Annotated in this window: 22 protein-coding genes and 1 tRNA gene; 20 read left to right on the top strand and 3 right to left on the bottom strand. The window is 33.7% G+C overall.

The window, feature by feature from the left end; all coding sequences use genetic code 11:
• Window positions 1–73 precede the first annotated feature (73 nt).
• Entirely contained in the window at window positions 74–1,534 is a 1,461-nt protein-coding gene (gene thiI / locus A9G34_RS00850) for a tRNA uracil 4-sulfurtransferase ThiI (protein ID WP_065568600.1), read from the bottom strand.
• Between the two features lie 183 nt (window positions 1,535–1,717).
• On the opposite strand from thiI, the gene secG reads away from it, so the two are divergent.
• The 20 genes from secG (at window position 1,718) to A9G34_RS00755 (ending at window position 16,104) form a co-directional block, all read left to right on the top strand.
• A complete protein-coding gene (secG, locus tag A9G34_RS00845; RefSeq protein WP_034944360.1) occupies window positions 1,718–2,083 on the top strand; it encodes a preprotein translocase subunit SecG in 366 nt (121 codons plus the stop codon).
• A 7-nt stretch (window positions 2,084–2,090) separates the two neighbouring features.
• Window positions 2,091–2,176, top strand: a tRNA-Leu gene (locus tag A9G34_RS00840).
• Between the two features lie 187 nt (window positions 2,177–2,363).
• Window positions 2,364–3,614: an integrase domain-containing protein gene (locus A9G34_RS00835; RefSeq protein ID WP_065568599.1), complete on the top strand. Its 1,251-nt coding sequence runs from the start codon at window positions 2,364–2,366 to the stop codon at window positions 3,612–3,614.
• A 681-nt stretch (window positions 3,615–4,295) separates the two neighbouring features.
• Window positions 4,296–4,709, top strand: coding sequence for a terminase small subunit (locus A9G34_RS00830; protein ID WP_065568598.1), 414 nt, complete (start codon window positions 4,296–4,298; stop codon window positions 4,707–4,709).
• Window positions 4,710–4,979: 270 nt separating this feature from the next.
• Complete coding sequence (locus A9G34_RS10670; RefSeq protein WP_176700607.1) at window positions 4,980–5,147, top strand: hypothetical protein; 168 nt, start codon at window positions 4,980–4,982, stop codon at window positions 5,145–5,147.
• 126 nt (window positions 5,148–5,273) lie between these two features.
• Window positions 5,274–5,645: a hypothetical protein gene (locus A9G34_RS00825; RefSeq protein WP_065568597.1), complete on the top strand. Its 372-nt coding sequence runs from the start codon at window positions 5,274–5,276 to the stop codon at window positions 5,643–5,645.
• 329 nt (window positions 5,646–5,974) lie between these two features.
• On the top strand, window positions 5,975–7,051 hold the full coding sequence (locus tag A9G34_RS00820) for a type II toxin-antitoxin system RnlA family toxin (RefSeq protein WP_065568596.1): 1,077 nt from the start codon (window positions 5,975–5,977) through the stop codon (window positions 7,049–7,051).
• Window positions 7,052–7,387, top strand: coding sequence for a type II toxin-antitoxin system RnlB family antitoxin (locus A9G34_RS00815; protein WP_065568595.1), 336 nt, complete (start codon window positions 7,052–7,054; stop codon window positions 7,385–7,387).
• 167 nt (window positions 7,388–7,554) lie between these two features.
• Window positions 7,555–8,415 carry a DUF6387 family protein gene (locus A9G34_RS00810; protein ID WP_065568594.1) on the top strand — a complete coding sequence of 287 codons (861 nt, stop codon included), beginning with the start codon at window positions 7,555–7,557 and terminating at the stop codon, window positions 8,413–8,415.
• 126 nt (window positions 8,416–8,541) lie between these two features.
• Window positions 8,542–8,742: a helix-turn-helix transcriptional regulator gene (locus tag A9G34_RS00805; protein ID WP_034914929.1), complete on the top strand. Its 201-nt coding sequence runs from the start codon at window positions 8,542–8,544 to the stop codon at window positions 8,740–8,742.
• Window positions 8,742–9,155 (top strand): hypothetical protein, encoded by a 414-nt coding sequence (locus A9G34_RS00800; protein ID WP_081295225.1) that lies wholly within the window; start codon window positions 8,742–8,744, stop codon window positions 9,153–9,155. The genes A9G34_RS00805 and A9G34_RS00800 overlap by 1 nt, the downstream gene beginning before the upstream one ends.
• A 99-nt stretch (window positions 9,156–9,254) precedes the next feature.
• Window positions 9,255–10,055 (top strand): antA/AntB antirepressor family protein, encoded by an 801-nt coding sequence (locus A9G34_RS00795; protein WP_065568592.1) that lies wholly within the window; start codon window positions 9,255–9,257, stop codon window positions 10,053–10,055.
• 2 nt (window positions 10,056–10,057) lie between these two features.
• Window positions 10,058–11,104 (top strand): hypothetical protein, encoded by a 1,047-nt coding sequence (locus A9G34_RS10925; RefSeq protein ID WP_065568591.1) that lies wholly within the window; start codon window positions 10,058–10,060, stop codon window positions 11,102–11,104.
• A gap of 1 nt (window position 11,105) precedes the next feature.
• Window positions 11,106–11,321, top strand: coding sequence for a host cell division inhibitor Icd-like protein (locus A9G34_RS00785; protein ID WP_065568590.1), 216 nt, complete (start codon window positions 11,106–11,108; stop codon window positions 11,319–11,321).
• Complete coding sequence (locus A9G34_RS00780; RefSeq protein ID WP_065568589.1) at window positions 11,314–11,541, top strand: hypothetical protein; 228 nt, start codon at window positions 11,314–11,316, stop codon at window positions 11,539–11,541. Before A9G34_RS00785 ends, A9G34_RS00780 begins: the two co-directional genes overlap by 8 nt.
• Window positions 11,534–11,755, top strand: a complete 222-nt coding sequence (locus A9G34_RS00775; RefSeq protein WP_065568588.1) for a hypothetical protein — start codon at window positions 11,534–11,536, stop codon at window positions 11,753–11,755. The genes A9G34_RS00780 and A9G34_RS00775 overlap by 8 nt, the downstream gene beginning before the upstream one ends.
• Window positions 11,742–11,933, top strand: coding sequence for a hypothetical protein (locus tag A9G34_RS00770; protein WP_065568587.1), 192 nt, complete (start codon window positions 11,742–11,744; stop codon window positions 11,931–11,933). Before A9G34_RS00775 ends, A9G34_RS00770 begins: the two co-directional genes overlap by 14 nt.
• Window positions 11,926–12,300, top strand: a complete 375-nt coding sequence (locus A9G34_RS00765) for a hypothetical protein (RefSeq protein WP_065568586.1) — start codon at window positions 11,926–11,928, stop codon at window positions 12,298–12,300. Before A9G34_RS00770 ends, A9G34_RS00765 begins: the two co-directional genes overlap by 8 nt.
• Before the next feature lie 11 nt (window positions 12,301–12,311).
• On the top strand, window positions 12,312–14,657 hold the full coding sequence (locus A9G34_RS00760) for a primase-helicase zinc-binding domain-containing protein (RefSeq protein WP_065568585.1): 2,346 nt from the start codon (window positions 12,312–12,314) through the stop codon (window positions 14,655–14,657).
• A 112-nt stretch (window positions 14,658–14,769) separates the two neighbouring features.
• Window positions 14,770–16,104, top strand: a complete 1,335-nt coding sequence (locus A9G34_RS00755; protein WP_065568584.1) for a Fic family protein — start codon at window positions 14,770–14,772, stop codon at window positions 16,102–16,104.
• Window positions 16,105–16,956: 852 nt separating this feature from the next.
• Here the strand turns inward: A9G34_RS00755 and A9G34_RS00750 are convergent.
• Both A9G34_RS00750 and A9G34_RS10665 read right to left on the bottom strand, forming a co-directional pair.
• Window positions 16,957–18,198: a hypothetical protein gene (locus tag A9G34_RS00750; protein WP_065568583.1), complete on the bottom strand. Its 1,242-nt coding sequence runs from the start codon at window positions 18,196–18,198 to the stop codon at window positions 16,957–16,959.
• Window positions 18,198–18,344, bottom strand: a complete 147-nt coding sequence (locus A9G34_RS10665; protein WP_155268310.1) for a hypothetical protein — start codon at window positions 18,342–18,344, stop codon at window positions 18,198–18,200. Before A9G34_RS10665 ends, A9G34_RS00750 begins: the two co-directional genes overlap by 1 nt.
• Window positions 18,345–18,391: the final 47 nt, after the last annotated feature.

The following is an 18,391-nucleotide window of genomic DNA, read 5'->3' as shown; positions in this document are numbered from 1 at the left end:
TCCTATTTTGATGAAACTTAATATTCTCCATTAACTTTATTATATATGTAAACGGTAACAACAATATACAAAATTATTGTCTATTTTGGATTTTAAATACGTTAACATTAGAAAAACCTTGATCAATTAAGTAAAGTGCTTGTAATTTGCTCATCACACCACGATCACAATAAAGTAAATACTGCTTAGATTGATCTAAATCAGCAAACTTCGTTGCTAATTTGTAAAATGGAATTAATTTAATTTCGACATCATTTAATACAAGTGGTTGTTCTTCTTGTTCTTCATAGGAACGAATATCAATAATAATATGTTCAGGATTAATTGATGTAACCGTTTTCAATTGAGTAATAACTGTATTAGCTTGTTTAGCAATTTCACGAATATCAATATTTTCGGCTTCTTCAACGGCCTTATCTAAAATCGAGAAATCAAAATTCTGCTCTTCCGCTTCAATTTTCTCTTTAACGGCCTTAACAGTAGGGCTTTTTGATATTACCCCACAAAACTCAGGCATTGTTTTAGCAATGTCTTCTGTGCCAATTTGGCGAGCAAGCTTAATAATGGTTTCTTTATCGTGAGTAATAAGTGGACGTAAAACCAATGTATCACTAACATTATCAATTAAACGCAAATTTGTTAGCGTTTGGCTTGATACTTGCCCCAATGCCTCACCAGTTACAAGCGCTTCAACTTTATAGCGCTGAGCCACTTTAGATGCTGCACGAATCATCATACGTTTTAAAATAACGCCCATTTGGCCATCATCAACTTTTTCTAATATCTCTCCGACAACATTAGAAAAATCAATAGAGATAAAACGAACTTTATGTGAACTTCCAAACTGCTCCCATAAATAGTGAGCCATTTGTTTAACACCGATTTCGTGTGTTTTTCCGCCAAGATTAAAAAAGCAATAATGTACCCTTGAGCCACGCCTAATAAACATATAACTTGATACACCAGAATCGAAGCCACCAGAAATAAGCGAAATAACATCTTCTTGAGTACCTGTAGGAAAACCACCAATACCGGCGTATCGACCTTTCACAAGCAACAATTTATCTTTATCAACTTCTAAATTAACAGTTATATCAGGTTGCGTTAATTTAACTTTGGCTGAAGCAACAAATTGATTAAGTCCGCCACCCACATAGCGCTCAACATCAATGGAAGAGAATGGATGTTGCCCACGGCGTTTAACTCGCACGCAAAATGTTTTATTTTCAATCAAAGGTGCATAATAATCTAATGTTTTTTCATAAATGTCATGGAGATCAACAAACGTTAACTCATCAACAATGAGGATATGGTGAATACCTGGAATACGCATTAATAGATTTAATATTTGATTTTCACTATTGCCAACTTTCGGACGGACTTCTATAAAATCCCAATGACGGACGACTGCAACGTTCTCAATATGGTGCTTTAAAATATTACGAATATTGCTTGTTAATATCTTAATAAATCGCAAACGAACTGAGTCACTTTTAATGGTAATTTCGGGAAAAAGCTTAACTATAAATTTCATAAAACTAAGGCGTACTAACTATATAAAAATGGCAATATTATACTTATTTTTCCTCAAAAACACACAATTGATTACGATAAATACAGAAAATAGCAAAATATACTTGCTTGTTGGCCACTCTTTCGCTAATATTTCGCATCTATAAAATTTTGTTGTATAACACATAAAAATTGACAGGTTGAAATGTACGGACTTTTAATTGCAGGTTATTTGATTATTGCCCTTGTGATAATTATTTTAGTATTGATCCAGCGCGGAAAAGGTGCTGATATGGGTTCATCGTTTGGTGCTGGTGCATCAGCAACATTATTTGGCTCATCTGGAAGTGGTAACTTTTTAACTCATGCAACAGCTATTTTAGGGGTACTATTTTTTGTTATAAGCATCGTATTATCAAATATGGGGAATTCAAGTAAAAATAGCGAATTCCATAATATCGAAGCGAATGAAAGTGCACCGGTAGCAACACAACAAAATACAGATGAACAAAAAGCTCCGATCACACAACAACCAACAAGTAAAAATCCAACATCAGATATTCCTGAATAAAAACAGTGCCGTGGTGGTGAAATTGGTAGACACGCTATCTTGAGGGGGTAGTGCTCTAAGGGCGTGCGGGTTCAAGTCCCGCCCACGGCACCAAATCAATAAACAGCAACATTCTTTTAAACCCTATAAAGCACATCAAATCCAGTAATAACAAGCCTTAAAGTCTATTTTATTGCCCATTAAGTATCAGTAAGGTACATTTACAACCAAAATTTTTAGGACTATATTAAGGACTATGCAAACATATTAAAATAATTTGATAGTCCCATAAGAGAAAAGTATGCCTAAAAAAGTAACCCCAATGACGGATACACAAATAAAGAATGCCAAGCCACAAAGTAAAGATTATCCTATTTATGATGGAAATGGTTTGCTTTTACTTATTAAGTCAACGGGAGCAAAAATATGGCAATTCAGATATTACCGCCCTATAACTAATAATAGGACTACTGTAAGCTTCGGAAGTTATCCAGAAGTTTCGCTACAGCAGGCACGAAAACAACGAGATGAAGCGCGCGAATTAATTAAGCAAGGTGTAGATCCACAACATCACAAAGCGGAACAAGAACAACGTAAGCAAGAAGCTTGTAATAATACCTTTTACGCTATGGCTGAGAAATGGTTCAAATTCAAAACAGAACAAGGTTTAGAAGAACAAACGCTCAAAAAGGCTTGGCGTTCATTAGAAAATCATGTTTTCCCTTATATAAAAGATATTCCAATAAACCAAGTAACAGCTATCAAAGCGATTAACGCATTACAGCCATTAAATAACAATAATAAATACGAAACAGTAAAAAGAGTTTGCCGGCGAATTAATGAAATAATGTATTATGCTGTCAATATGGGAATTATCGATAATAACCCTCTAGCCAAAATCACCGACGTATTTAATAGCCCGAAAGTAAAAAATCAGCCAACTATTCCCCCTACTGAGTTACCGCAGTTCATGCAAGCTTTAGCTATGGCAAAGATTGAATTACAAACCAGATGCGTGATTGAATGGCAGTTATTAACATTAACGCGACCAAGTGAAGCCGTTGGGGCTAAGTGGGAAGAAATTAATCTAGATAAAAAATTATGGAGTATTCCTGCCGAACGCATGAAAATGGATAGACCACACAATATACCTTTATCACCGCAGGCAATAAAAATACTTGAGATAATGAAATCTATTAATCATAAAAGTGAGTTTGTTTTCCCAACAGCAAGACCGCCTTATAACAAGCCAATGAGTAGCCAAACCGCTAACATGGCAATAAAGCGCATGGGATACAAAGATAAGTTAGTTGCGCATGGATTAAGAGCTTTAGCTAGTACCGCTTTAAACGAACAAGGCTTTAATTATGATGTCATTGAAAGCGCGTTATCGCATGTAGATAAAAACGCAGTAAGGCGAGCCTACAACAAAGCAGAATATGAACATCAAAAGCGTATTATGCTTGACTGGTGGGGTGACTTTGTCGAGCAAGCAAGCCAAGGAAATGTCTCACTATCAGGTAACCGCAATTTAAAGCTAGTTAATCATTAACCATATCGCGCTATTCATACCATGCCCCATATTTGGGTTACAAACTTCAATTATCCATAATAACCACTCCTCATATCTGAGGGGTGGTTTTTCAAATGTCACCCTTTACTTACCCAGTCATTAGGCTGTTTTTATGCTTACCTCCCCATAATCTTAAACTTTTAATATAAAGTGTTCACTAGTATTCACTACTGTTCACTACTATACACATTATTAAAATAATCTTGAACCTGTAATTAACTAATTGAAATATAAATATATTTAAATAGCGTTATTTTTTTATTAAAATAAAATAATTATTAATCATAATGTTAAGCTAGGATGATTTTAAGGTTGATCCAGGGCTATTATTAGAGGAAAAGAATAAATGCTCTATTGTGATTTCCACCATACAGGTATTACATTTGCAATCTGCTAAAAAGCCAGCAGGTTTATTAAATTGAATTACTCAACCATAGCTATTTATGGTTACCCATTTAGTAATAGCAGTCAAAAAAATTATTTCAATTCGCGGTTTTGCATAAAAAGGAGGGTAGGCGGTTTAGAGCGTATAAGGTCGTAGGAATTTACTCCCCCCTCCTCTTGGTTGGTTTAGTGAATTTTTGGACACGTTAGAAAGCAATCTAATAATTCGCCTTATTGGATTATAATAGCCTTATTATTAGTAAGTTAGGTGGTAATATGGCAGGGCGAAAATCAAAGATAAAGGACATGTTAAAACTAGGGCAAGCGTATTTACATAAACAGGGCTATATCAAAAATGGCGAAATCATTCCCTCTATGGCTGGACTGGCTTTATATGCTAACTGTTCAAGGTCAAGTTTATATAATTATGCGAGTTCAAACGAAGAATTTAAGGATCTGTTAGAACTTATCAAAGCGCGCCAAGAAGTGGAGTTAATTAATAAAGGCTTAAAAGGCGAGTTTAACGCGAGTATTGCTAAATTGATGCTTGCTAATCATGGTTATTCTGAAAAGCAGACATTAGATCATCAATCTATGGGTAGTAGCATTATAGTCAAATCTAAACCAATGCGCATAGAACTAGTATCGCCACCATCAAAGGGTTTAACCGCCGACAAGCAAAGAGCATAAAAATGTTTTACGAGTAATTAGAGGCTTGTTATCCGCTCAATTTTTAGACTCTCAAATTGAGCCGCTTCCTATAGAATTTAAATATCCGAAAATCCATTTAATATATAATTACTAGTACTTATATAGGTATCCAACAAGTATCCAGTGAAAAGGTATTTAATAAATGGATACCAATTTAATCATAAAAGGCAGTTAACAAGTTAGCGCACTCCAAGAACGTACTTAATAGATACGTACTAACAATAGTTATATATCTTTGGTTTAGCTAATGTGAAACCTGATGAATTGGTACGCACTAAAGAGGTACGCACGGAAAATATACTTAACGAACAGCAACTAATAGCAGAAGATAAAGATGATCCAAATTTGGATGATAAAATAAGACAAGCAGTTATCTTCATAATAAAGACAGCTATAATTGTATCTTTAGCATTTTGATTTAAAACAAGCTAATTAATCTGTATTGAAAATATTTACTGGCGTAACGCTAATAAATATATTGATAAGCTAATGCCTAGATAGGTTAAACGGTAACATTTTTATTATTATGAAAGAGGAATTGTAATGTACCCATGCACAGATCATTATTTACATTGTTTACCCGAAAATACATTATTTGCTAAGTATGACAGGAAGAATAATTTCTTAGGTTTTTTTATTAAAGGAAAAAATACGGATCATCAATATTTTTGGATGACGGAAGTTATTAACCCACTAAAAAACCATGAAGATTGGCATTTCCAAAATATCATAAATAAAGGGTATATTTCACCTGAGTGGGATATTGAAAGTAAATACTATAGTGATGTTGATTCATATATTTATTTGGTTTTTGAAAGTGATGAGATTGAATATTTAATTCATAAATTAACAAAATGCTTACATGTAGCACAAAAGCCAAAAAATATAAATTATAAATACAAAGATAATATTTAAAATTAGTGTTAAATGCTCTTATTTATTTGAGGTGTCAAAAGGAATTAGTCGCAAGCGGTTTGATAGGGAACAGGCTAAATTAACTCATATTGAAAGTATTTACTGGCATAATGTTAGTGATTATATTGATAGATTAATGCCTAGATTGGTTAAGAAATGATTAGAATGAATGTTTTTTATGTGTGCGCAAAAAAATTTAATTAGTTGCGTTCATTTATGTTCAGTTATATATTGTTAATTCCATTGACATCTAAAACAAACTGAAATATTATCCGTCCCCATTTTTTATACTAATTAGGTATCGTAAATTGTTCATTGTGAGAATGATCATGAATGAAAGAAACTATAAAGATTTACCTTTAGATAGAACTAATTTGAGGCAAAGTATTACTAATTATCTTCAGGATAATAGATTTAATTTGCATAAAGATGAAGAAGATAATTCTAAATGGCGCTTAGAGTTTTATCATCCAAATCAAGAAGTTTGTTTAATAACTATTTTCTTTAATAAGGACGGAACTTCGACAATTCAATATTCACAAGGGAAGAACCAAGCGGAGGGTAAGAAGTTAGCGGATTATCTGTTTGATACCATTAATCCAGATGAATTTATGACGGTTAATATGTCGCTAAAAAATATACCGGAAGATGAATTTATTTCTGTTATTAATGAGTTGGATTCTGAATATGAAGATATAAATATTAGCAAGGAAGAAAAAAATAAGATTAAATTATTTAATGTTACTTCTAGCACTTATAATGACGCTATTAAGTTAACTTACCACCAAAATAGAACTTTACAAATACAAGGTAAGCCGCTAACTTGTTATAAAAGATTGATTTATTATATATCTGATTTGTTAAATCTTTCAGGAATCGAATCTGTATTAATGAAGTCTGACTCCTCGCGGGCGGAAGTGTTAAATTTAGGAATGGCTGAGTTTCATTTAAAAAGTCAGTTAGGTGAGGATATTTTTGAGCAATTTAATCACAGTATAAAGTCGTTGTTATTATCTAGTTTTTGTGTCAAATTTACATCACCCAAGCTTCCTGATTATTGTATGTTACTTTATCCCGAATTCAGAGCATTAGAAGGAATGTTAAAGCAGAAATTGCTTGAGTATGAGCTCATTGCAAGTCAGTGTGAGGGTATTGATTCTTTTGGAGGATTCTTTGTTAAAAAAACGCCAAATGAGAGTTTCTCCATAAAACAAGAATATCAACAAAAAATACCATGTAAGGATATGCAAAAGAGACTATGTGATGCTTTTGAGTTTTTTAACAAACATAGAAATAGATTATTCCATATGAATGAATATGTTGATTCAAGTAGAATGATAAGTGATATAAACGAAATGAATAGAATTAGTAATATTATATACTCGCACTTAAAGAACTTAATATAAATGTTTGATATAAATTATTCATTATTAAATAGCAATGACATCATTGTTATTACAGCACTTAACCATGAATCACCTTTAGATAATTTAAAGGATGTGGTTGCTCGTCTAAAAGAATGTAAAATCAAAAATAAACCAATTTTAGTTATTTTTGATTTGTTGTGTTCTAATGGTAATGAATGGAATAGATTCGTTTCTCTACGATTTGATGGCACAAAATTTATGCACCAATCTTTTAATGTGTTATCTAATGATGATGTGATGCCTAATATTATTGACACTCAGCAATCGTATTTCACTCAACACCCTGAAATTATTAAATCCTCAGTTTTGAATTAGTCGCTTCATATTGGTTTCAAATACCCCAAAACCCATTCCATGTATATAAACACAGTGCTATAATGTACCTAACTGTATATTAATGTATTATTTGCGTCTAGGCTGATCCCCGAATATTCGCAACCCTAGCGAACTGGCGCAAATATCTATTAGGGCGTGAGGGGCGTATGGTTAAAACATGCAAAAAGACAGGTTTATTTAAAGCAGAATCTCATGATCTAAAATGGTTTAAATTAGAACGTTATGATTTTATTTCTTCGATAACAATAGAACAGTTATTAAGAGAATTTGAAACTCGTCTATTTTGTTATGATTTATATGATAATGAAGAATATGCAGAGTCAACCATTTACTCTGCATTATATAGTGATCCATACATACATAGAAATGATAATGATAATTCTTTGGATAATAAAAATTCTTATACATCTTCCTCTAAAGTAATGCCATATCCTGATGATTGTAGCCTAGTTCCATTAAACTTACATGGTTTAGTAAAATTAGTTCAACTTTTTTTTGATGAGAAAATTTTAACCTTGAATAATAATAAATTCCATTATGGTAAGCATGGAACTTTTACCCAGATATCAAAAATGACTCAAGGTGACGATATTTCTGTTTTTCCTTTAATTATTGGATGTAATATAAAAACGTATTCTGATGAAGAAATATTAAAAAGTATGGAAAAATTTTTACCAATATGGCGAAAGTCATTACAAATAGAAGAACCCAAAATACCAAAAGTCAATATTGGCATTCAATCACTGAAAAAAATCGTATCTTACCGAGCATTACCTATAATAGATATTCTTTTATGGTGTAGTATTAACTCATATTCTATCAGTGACACTTTGTTATCATTTTTGGTTTTTAAAGATGAATTAAAAGATAGTTATGTAATTAAAGATACTATAAAACCATTCGCAGAGAATCTCTTTACGGATGAATATTTACGATTATATAAATTATTTGTTGAAAAAAACGAACATTTAAAAAATATTACAACATCTGTTCTGCTAGATATGTAATTATTAGTAGAGAGTTTTGTATCTTGTAAAATTCTCAGAAAAATAAAATAACTGTTTTTCCATACAGCACTCCTTGTCTTTTTGATATAGTTACCTTGTTTTATAAACTTTTAGATGAGGTAACGAATGACCAATCAAATCCTATCCAAAAAAGAAGTAAAAGCCTTACTACATTTCAAATCTGACACTAGCCTTTATACACTAGAACAGAAAGATGAAACCTTTCCCCAAAAAATCAGAATTGGCTTGCGCCGTGTTGGCTATCGAGCTGATGAGATTTACTCTTGGCTTGAATCTCGCAGAGTAGAACGTCGCGAGGTAGCATAATGGTGATAAAACAAAACCCTCTATATCGCGAAATAATCGAGGGCTTGCATTGGAATCTTGACGCTTCCAATCATAGCCAATCTAATTATAAAAAGCTACCTAAAAAGCCAAGAGCTTACCTATTAATTGCGTGTACTGGTGACAATGGTATTACAGAAAATGAGATATTGCGCACCTGTAGGCTTTCTAGCGGTAGAAATTACTGTTCAGAACTAGAAAGAAAGTTAGGTATCACATTAAAGCGCATGGATGAACCTAATACCGACGGAATAGGCTCACATTATCGCTATTACCTAGCCAATAGGGAAGATGCTCAAAAGGTAGTTAATCTGATTCTTAGTTATGAAAATAGCTTATTAACTGAATCAGATATCAGCCAAATTTTAGCACTTTACCCAAGCAAAGCAGCTTAATTAATTGATTTTATAGCAAAGCTCATTTTTGAGCTGACGGTATCCCTTTGCCTAAATTTAGCTAAACGGGGAATTTTCGGACACGTTAGGAGATAAAAAATGACAGATTTTAATAATTTAGTGCCAGTAACAGAAACACAATTAAACGGTAAATTACAGCAAACAGTTAGCGCAAAACAATTACATCTTTTTCTTGGTGTTGGTCGAGACTTTTCTAATTGGATAAAAGGAAGAATTGAGCAATACGGCTTTACTTTAAATGATGATTTTTTCATCTTTGATTCCCCCATTTTGGTGAATCAAAGTGCAAATAATGAGCAGTACTTCCCCAATGGGGGGATATCCCTCCCTAATGAATTAACGCCAAATTTGGCGAAAAATACCCGACGCGGTAGACCAGAAAAAGATTACATTCTCACAATCGGAACCGCTAAAGAATTGGCGATGATTGAAAACAACGAGAAAGGACGAGCAATAAGAAAGTACTTTATACGTTGTGAAGAACACCTTAAAGAAATCGCGCCAGCAATCCAAAAGAAAGCGCTTAAGCGGTTAAAAGCACGTTTAGAAGTCGCAGATTATAGCCGTCCTATGTGTGACGCTTTAACTATACAGCGATTATCCCTAGGCAAGGAGACCAAGCCACATCACTATACTAATGAATTTGATATGATTAATCGTATTGTACTTGGTATGACAGCAAAGGCTTACCGAAAAGCTCATAATCTCACGGGTGATATTCGCGACCATATCACCGAAGAACAACTTAATCACTTAGCTTACCTTGAGAAATCCAATATCACGTTAATAGATATGGGTTGGAATTATGAAAAACGAAAAGCAGAACTCATCAAGCTATCACAAAGCTACATGATTCGGTTATTGGGTAAGGTGGCTTAATTATGATGACTACACACCCATTTAACGCCCTAGCAATAGGGCAATATACCCAAGCCCTAAATAATCGCTTAAATTGCTATTTTGATGGGATTAATGCCATCCAAAAGGTGAAATCATTTTTCTTGGTTGGCAATAATTCTAGTTTTCAGTCAAAAAAGCCTATTTCAGTGGAAACCAAAACGGAAGCCAGTGTAAAAGTACGCACTAAGTACGCAGTGAAAACCGTTTTTTTAATGCGTACTAATCATTGCATGGGGTTGAATTTCAAAAGTATGTTTCTTGAGTCCATAAAAAGGAGAATGGGAAAACAAAAACCACCAATCAGTGGCATTAAGTTAAAAGATTATTTCTTATCTAATTTAGCTAGTTTTTCGCGACAAGTAGCAATAACCCAAGCGGAAAAGTTAGTATTTTCTTTCTTGGACTGTTCGTCTATTTGTTCTATTAAATCATGGGGGAAGCGGATTGCTTTTCTATCCGATTTATTATTTTTGTTACCTGTAGCCATTTTTATACCTAAAAGATGCTTATTAGTGTGCAGACACTATACACGATCGCTAAATAATAAAAAAGACTTGACGTGTGCCTACACTATAAAATATAGTGAGCACACACCTAATAAATTTATTAGGTTAAAAAAACAATCCCCTGATGTGCTCGCAACACTATCAAGGGATCTAACCACAAACATTAAACGGAGTAATGCTATGGCTAATAGTAATGATACCCTACGCCCTAAAAATGGGCAACCTGACCTATCTAATTTAATTTCTGTTTTAAATCTCTATCAAGCAGATATTCCAACATACCATTTATTACAAGCTGAGAATCACTTTGAAGAACTACAGCAATCTATTCTATATGGAATAGGTGCGATTGGTAACCTGATGTTTTGGGCTAGTGAAAGTGAGAGTTATTCCGAGCAGAACCTTAAAAGTGATATGCGCGATATTGGCTATTTACTAGCACAATTAAGGGATGTCGCTTGTTTCGCTTCAAATCAAATTAACCTACTTGATGCTACGCAAAACCATAAGGGAGGTAAATAGTATGTTGAAAACGAATCATCAAGAAAAGGGTAATCGTGAAACCAAACTATTTAAATTCTATGACCTATCAATGGCTCAAGTAGTCCAAATAACGGCAACAACCGAACGCCAAGCACGCAAGAGCCTAGGCAAATCATCCCTTATCTTTATTGCCAGAATTCGCTTATATCCAGTCATTGAAAGAGCAAGAAACTTTGGAGGTTACAGCCATGAGTAATGATCAGTTAATTTGTAATGTTGAGTCTAAACTTATTCAAGTTCAGAGCATGGCTAAAATCGCTTTGGATAACACTAATTATAAGTGCGCAGGATATGACGAGCCTTTTATCGAACAAGCCGATATGAGTAATTTACTGTGGGTTATCGTTGATTTAGTAGAGCAAGCTTTTGATGAGTTACAAGAGTATGGGTTAATGGAGGAGAAAAACAATGGCTAATATCTCACTAGACGCAATAAATACTATCAATACAAAATTAGGTCAAGCAGAGGCTATCACAATGCTTTTAATGATTGAATATAATTCAAATACGGCTATTAGCGATAAGTTACGATCCTCTGCCCTTGATGCTGTATCAGACTTAATTAACGATTCTAAAAAGCTATTTAGAAGTGAAACCGAGCGCAAGGAGGCAAAGAATGAAAGAGTTTGATTTTGTCCATAACAATGACGGCACTATTACCGCATTAAGGCTTAAAAATGGCAAATATGTAGCACTATTTTCTTTTGGCAAGGATGAAATCCCTGACTTGCTTGCTGATGTCACCAAACGATTACCGCCCGAAGTTAGGCGATACATGACACAAATTAAGGGGGTAAATCATGGATAATCAGCAAGAAGTAACAGCAATTCATCACAGTATCGTTGATTCTACCATGGCGATTATAGCAGGTTTATTTTTAATTGAGCAGATTAATAAAAACGGTGCCAAGGTGTTTATTCATGAGGGTATCAAGATTGATATTGATAAAGATTTAATTGTGTTAGGGCTAAAAATGAATCTTAAAGATAGCTTAATTGAAGACTTTGGCGAAAGTGATGGCTTAAATCGTACCTATGGACTATTAAAAAAGATGTACGCCGAAAGTGATAATAAACCTATGGCACTAACACAATTCGGGCAAGAAATGTTTGCATCGTTATTTATTGATTTAGCCGAAGATATTAAATCTGAATCTAGCTCGACAATTCATTAAGGGGGGATGTAATGAAAATCAATGAAATTACAGCCCAAGCCGTAGGTAAATGGGATTATATCTTTCAATCATTAGGTATTGAGGTGGGTAATGGCAAGCATTGCCCCTGCCCTGTCTGTGGGGGTAAGGATAGATTTAGATTTGATAACCAAAATGGCAGAGGTACTTACATCTGTAACCAGTGCGGTAGTGGTGACGGCTTAGAGCTTATCAAAAACTATTATCACTGTGAGGCTAAAGAAGCATCAAACAAAGTAGCGGAATGTTTAAACCTGAATGTTGGTCAAAACCACAATAACATACCAGATAATCCCGTATGTAAAACTGAAAATAATTCCATATCCAAAAAAGTGGAATATTTGCTATCTAAAGCAACATTAGGGCAATCTCAATACCTGACCAAGAAAGGGTTAACCTTTGATTTACCCTTGTTAGATAACGGGCGCATTTTTGTGCCCATGCTGAATCTTTATAATGAATACACAGGCGGTCAATTTATTGAACTAGACGGCAGTAAACACTTAATGAGAGGCTCAAATAAGAAAAGTGCTTTTATATTAGTGCGCTCAGTTTTGAGCAGACCTACCGAGGTGTACGCAAATTTGCTCGCACATAATGAAATTATTATCTGCGAGGGATTAGCGACTGGAATATCAATAACGGAATTCCGCCATCAATCTATGGTTATATCAGCAATGGACGCAGGCAATCTTATTCATGTAGCTAAGTCTATTCGTGAACTAAATCCGACCGCTAAAATCATTATTGCAGGTGATAACGATATTGGCCAAAGCCCAAATACGGGCTTAGCTAAAGCAATAGAAGCAGCTCAAGCGGTAAATGGTTATTACTCCATTCCTGATACAGATTATAAATGTGATTGGGATGATTATAGGCAACAATTTGGGAGTGATAACGCTTTGACTCATTTTAATAAAAACCTCATAAAACCAGAGTTACCCACCGTGACAAAACTTAACATGCAAACCGAGTTATCAAGTATGAACCTATCGCAAATGGCATCAAGCCAACGCGCCGAGCTACTCAATCAATATTATGATAATAACCTTGCAATTAATCTTACTACCGATGAAATCTATTACTATCAAGATAACGCATGGCAACCCATCAGCGATAAAATGCTAATGCGAACCTTAGCCGATTTATTTACTCAATCAGGCGAGCCATTTAACCCATTAAGAATTAGCTCAGCGGTTGAATCGCTCAGATTGTCCCTACCGATAATGGGAACACCTCAGAAAGATTTAATCTGCTTTAAAAATGGTGTATATGAGCTAAAAAGCCAAACCTTTAGACCTCACAATAAGCAAGATTGGCTATTAGTCAGTAATGATATTGATTACTACCCTGCCAAGGAAAAGGAATCTTTCGATACTCACGCGCCCAACTTCGCTAAATGGCTAAAAAGAGCATCAAGCAATCAAGATAAGGCTAAAAATATCTTAGCTGCGCTATATATGATATTGGCTAATCGCCATGACTGGCAATTATTCTTAGAGGTTACAGGCGCAGGCGGTAGCGGTAAAAGTGTTTTTGCTGAGATTGCGACGATGTTATCAGGTAAAAACAATACTGTAATAGGCACTATGGACGCATTAGAAAAGGCAAGGGACAGAGCCTTAATCGTGGGTTACTCATTAGTCATACTACCCGACCAACCGCGTTATATGGGCAGTGGCGCAGGATTAAAAGCAATTACTGGCGGTGATGAAGTCGCAATAGACCCAAAACACAAGCAACCCTATTCTTGTAAAATCCCTGCGGTAGTCTTGGTTATCAATAACGAGGCAATGAGATTTAACGAGCGTAACGGCGGTATATCACGGCGTAGGGGTATCTTTCACTTTGGCGAGGTCATCCCTGAAAAAGAGCGAGATTTAAACTTGGTTAGCAAAATAGAGCAAGAGCTCCCCTCAATTGTGAGGTTGCTATTAAATGAGTTTACCAGTCCAGCAGAAGCTAAAGAAAGACTACACCAGCAACAACAATCAGACGAAGCGACGGCGATTAAACGCGAATCTGACCACTTGGTAGATTTTTGTAGTTATCTTGATGTGCTGGATCATCCCAATGGTATGCTTATGGGTAATTTAGGCATAATACCATTTAACCCTAAAAAATATTTATATCATGCTTATATTGAGTATGTGCGAAATACAGGGCTTAATAATCCATTGTCCTTGAGTGGGTTCGGTTTATCATTAAATTACGCCATAAAAGAAAATAGAAAGGCGTACATTAAAAAACGAACTAATATAGGGGTAAAAACTAATTTAGAAATAAACCCAGATATGTGTAAAGATTGGCTACCTAAAGCCGAAGATTTTATAAGATAACCTGTAATAGTATTTATTTATCAGTAAAACTAAATTTTTTATTAAATGTAATATTTACTTTATGGTCATTAAATAATATCATTTAACTCAATTTTAAAAAATTGAGTTAAACATGAGAATATCACACGCTAAATCATTCGATGAAATTATGAAGGTCATTAATCCTTCTGATTTAATTAATGTTATGGGTAAATTCAAGGAAACTGATGCAAAAGGTCGGTATCTCCATTGGAATGACTTTAAATATAAAAAAAATGATGAAAATATTAATATTGATTTAGCATGGGCTGCGACTAAAATGTCTAGACTCCAATCAAATAAAAAAATTAACATAGGGGGATATCAGTTTAGTTTTTGTGTTCCTGATTCTTTACAAAGAGATCTCCACACAATAGATAAAAAATCCAGTGGTTATATAGGGATGAATAATCCTGAGTCGATGGATGGGGTTAATAATAAATATTTAGTTCATTCTTTAATTATGGAAGAAGCTATTTCATCGGCTCAACTTGAAGGAGCCTCAACAACAAGAAGAATAGCAAAAGAAATGCTTGAATTAGATAGAAAGCCAAAAAACAAAGCTGAAATTATGATCGTGAATAATTATTCATTGATGAAAAAAGCATTGGAAATGAAAAATGAAAGTTTATCTATTGATTTAATTCTGAGTTTTCATCAAATAGCAACAGAGGGAGCGATAGAAAATAATGCTGTCTGTGGTGAGTTTAGACAAACAGATGATATTTATGTTAGAAACCATCTACAGGAAGTTGTTTACACTCCACCTAAAGCAGACAAACTTAATGATTTGATGAACGATTTATGTAATTTTGTTAATACTCCTCATGATTGTGAATCAGGAGAATTTTTTATACATCCTGTAATCAAAGCAATATTGTTACATTTTTTTATTGGCTTTATTCATCCTTTCGGAGATGGAAACGGAAGAACTGCAAGAGCTTTATTTTATTGGTTTATGATGAAGTCTGGCTATTGGTTATTTGAATATACATCAATAAGTAAATTAATTAAAAAAGCACCAATAAAATATGCAAAAGCTTATTTATATGTAGAAGATGATGGATTAGATACTACTTATTTTCTATACCACCAAATCGATATTATTATACGGTCGATTGACGAATTAAATATTTATCTACGAAGAAAGCAACAAGAATTATCGGACTTCTTAACTAGAATTCAAAATTCTAAAAAAGCATCAGAGTTAAATTTTAGACAAATTGATATTCTTAAAAAAGCAGCTAAAGAACCGGGTAGGCAATTTATTGCAAAATCAATAAGTATTGAATACAGTGTATCTGAAAATACAGCAAGATCGGATTTAAAAGTGCTAGAAAATAAAGGACTATTATTGCTTATTGGAAACAGTAGAGTTAGAACATATATTTCACCATCTAACTTGTTGGATAACTTATTAGATAACTAATATCGTTATTATAATTATGAGCCGCTATTATTTAGCGGTTTTTTATTGAGTGAATACATAAAGTGTATACTTGTGAATAGTAAACATTCAAGTATACACCGCTCAAACCCTTTTAGAATAAGGCTTCAATCAGGTAGTGAACACCGTAAACACTTTTTTATAAAATTTTATTTTTATGGGGAGAGGTATAAAAATCTAAACCATAATTAATGGACACCGCTCACCTAGATAAATTTTTACACCGTCAAAATTCTAAAACCAATTTTTAACCTTTCAATTTGGCAAGATTAAAATACCTAATATTGGGGGTCAGTTTTTATTTTGGGGGTACAAATGGGGGTACAGCAAATAGAAGAAACAAACACAATGCTTTATGAAAAATGATTTAAACAGTGCTTTTCAAGTCCCGCCCACGCACCAAATCAATAAACAGCAACATTCTTTTAAACCCTACAAAGTATATCAAATCCAACAGTAACAAGTCTTGAAGGCTATGCTATCATCCTGAAAGTATCAATGAAGTACACTTATAACAAAAGTTTTAAAATTGCAATTAGATATACTGGTAGCATATAACTAAAGGTCGAAGGAAGCCTCAACACAATTGATGCAACGGCTAGTTTTATAATGGAGAATAGAGATTAATTCTTTTTTGGTCAGAGAAGAACACTAGGTTCATTTTTGTTTACTAAAAGTCTAAAAAACGTGAAATCTAACCTAACTTAAAAACTGCTTTAATTTCGGATATTTTTAACATTAAAAGTAAATTTCATGCACACACACGAAATTCACTTTATTTAAAACCATAACTTTCGCTTTTAGCAAACTTTATCTTACTCAATAAAAACCATGTTAAATAATTCCATTATCACTACTGCTTTTATTATTGTTTTGCGAACATGAAACAGCAGAAACAGTAGCTTTTTGAGGTTTCCCAATTACTATCAACTGGTTACTTTTAGAATTATAGGCATTTTCAATAGCTAAAGACAAGCATAGCCAATATGAACAAAGCCCTGCATAACCAATAGAGCCTTCAACATTCAACATATTCTTTGGTTTAAACTCAATTTGATTAAAGTAATTGGCAATATTAATTTTTAACTCTGAAGATACACCGTTATACCATACGCTATCATAACTTGCATTATTGACATTACCCCATAACAAAGCATTATCAATAGTTTGGCTTAACGACGAAGTTTGTTCACTTCGGTGTACTTTTACTAATATAGAGTCATCCTCTAACAAGGCGCCAATATCGGTATTTTCACCGGCTAAAAAAAGCCATGATGCAAATTCGCCTTCATTTTTAGTCGGGATATCGAACAGGTGTAGATTGAAGATTAGAAGTAAATCATTATAATATTCTTCATTATCTAGCCATGACTCTATAAATGTGTTTGAATCGCTTGGCTTTTCAAATACAAAACTAGCTGGGTGAGGAATAATTGTTCCTATTGTTTCATTCCATAATGTTTGTAATTTATCTATTTCGACACTTTTACCAATTTCCATAAATAAACGCACATGAATATTTTCATGAGCTAAAAGGGTGGAAAATTTATTTTTGAGTTCTTTTTTCCACTGATTAAATAAAAATGTTAAGTAACCATTAACGTTATTGATATCTATTTCGCTATTTAAAAATAAAGAAGTATGGGGAACAACAGTCGAGCATGTAGGATGGTGTTTTGAAGTCATTAAAAAACGATTATCTATCAAAGCAGCGGCATTTCCGATTGTTCCTTTTTCTGTGATAAGCGAATACCCTAAAACCGATAAACCTCTTTGCCCATCATTTATCATCTCCTCTTTGCGCTGTTCTCGATATAAATTCCATTCATTATTATAAATTTTGCGATAACTATAAGCATAAAAACGGTACAAAAAAAGCCCACCCCAAATAAGCACAGGGAAAACAAAAGCTCCCGATAAAAATAGAGCATTTGGGATACGATAAAAAAAACTGGCAACTACTGTAATGATAGTGCCAATAAATATAAACACAATCAACAAAAGCGCCCATAATCTTAAATTTAACTTTTTAGCTTCGGGCATTGGCTTTGGCAGTGATGTTAAATCTATAGACATTAGCTTTTTCCTACTTCTAATAGTGATAAGATTAAAGAGCTCCTACAAACGCTTTTATGACCATTTAAAGCTATTGATACGGTAATAACTTTCCCACCATGAACTGTTGAATTAGCAAAACAAATCACCGCTTTTAAATTACTCATTTTTATTTCCTTTATTATTTTCTTGCTTATGAACGTATTTTAGTCTA

Source organism: Gilliamella sp. Choc4-2 (assembly GCF_001690355.1).
In the GTDB taxonomy this organism is placed as follows: domain Bacteria; phylum Pseudomonadota; class Gammaproteobacteria; order Enterobacterales; family Orbaceae; genus Gilliamella; species Gilliamella apicola_A.
This window is presented reverse-complemented; position numbering and strand designations above follow the sequence as displayed.

Coding starts and splice junctions, on each gene's coding strand:
- thiI (WP_065568600.1), bottom strand. CDS start 1,534: ATGAAATTTATAGTTAAGCTTTTTCCCGAAATTACCATTAAAAGTGAC.
- secG (WP_034944360.1), top strand. CDS start 1,718: ATGTACGGACTTTTAATTGCAGGTTATTTGATTATTGCCCTTGTGATA.
- A9G34_RS00835 (WP_065568599.1), top strand. CDS start 2,364: ATGCCTAAAAAAGTAACCCCAATGACGGATACACAAATAAAGAATGCC.
- A9G34_RS00830 (WP_065568598.1), top strand. CDS start 4,296: ATGGCAGGGCGAAAATCAAAGATAAAGGACATGTTAAAACTAGGGCAA.
- A9G34_RS00825 (WP_065568597.1), top strand. CDS start 5,274: ATGTACCCATGCACAGATCATTATTTACATTGTTTACCCGAAAATACA.
- A9G34_RS00820 (WP_065568596.1), top strand. CDS start 5,975: ATGAATGAAAGAAACTATAAAGATTTACCTTTAGATAGAACTAATTTG.
- A9G34_RS00815 (WP_065568595.1), top strand. CDS start 7,052: ATGTTTGATATAAATTATTCATTATTAAATAGCAATGACATCATTGTT.
- A9G34_RS00810 (WP_065568594.1), top strand. CDS start 7,555: ATGGTTAAAACATGCAAAAAGACAGGTTTATTTAAAGCAGAATCTCAT.
- A9G34_RS00805 (WP_034914929.1), top strand. CDS start 8,542: ATGACCAATCAAATCCTATCCAAAAAAGAAGTAAAAGCCTTACTACAT.
- A9G34_RS00800 (WP_081295225.1), top strand. CDS start 8,742: ATGGTGATAAAACAAAACCCTCTATATCGCGAAATAATCGAGGGCTTG.
- A9G34_RS00795 (WP_065568592.1), top strand. CDS start 9,255: ATGACAGATTTTAATAATTTAGTGCCAGTAACAGAAACACAATTAAAC.
- A9G34_RS10925 (WP_065568591.1), top strand. CDS start 10,058: ATGATGACTACACACCCATTTAACGCCCTAGCAATAGGGCAATATACC.
- A9G34_RS00785 (WP_065568590.1), top strand. CDS start 11,106: ATGTTGAAAACGAATCATCAAGAAAAGGGTAATCGTGAAACCAAACTA.
- A9G34_RS00780 (WP_065568589.1), top strand. CDS start 11,314: ATGAGTAATGATCAGTTAATTTGTAATGTTGAGTCTAAACTTATTCAA.
- A9G34_RS00775 (WP_065568588.1), top strand. CDS start 11,534: ATGGCTAATATCTCACTAGACGCAATAAATACTATCAATACAAAATTA.
- A9G34_RS00770 (WP_065568587.1), top strand. CDS start 11,742: ATGAAAGAGTTTGATTTTGTCCATAACAATGACGGCACTATTACCGCA.
- A9G34_RS00765 (WP_065568586.1), top strand. CDS start 11,926: ATGGATAATCAGCAAGAAGTAACAGCAATTCATCACAGTATCGTTGAT.
- A9G34_RS00760 (WP_065568585.1), top strand. CDS start 12,312: ATGAAAATCAATGAAATTACAGCCCAAGCCGTAGGTAAATGGGATTAT.
- A9G34_RS00755 (WP_065568584.1), top strand. CDS start 14,770: ATGAGAATATCACACGCTAAATCATTCGATGAAATTATGAAGGTCATT.
- A9G34_RS00750 (WP_065568583.1), bottom strand. CDS start 18,198: ATGTCTATAGATTTAACATCACTGCCAAAGCCAATGCCCGAAGCTAAA.
- A9G34_RS10665 (WP_155268310.1), bottom strand. CDS start 18,344: ATGAGTAATTTAAAAGCGGTGATTTGTTTTGCTAATTCAACAGTTCAT.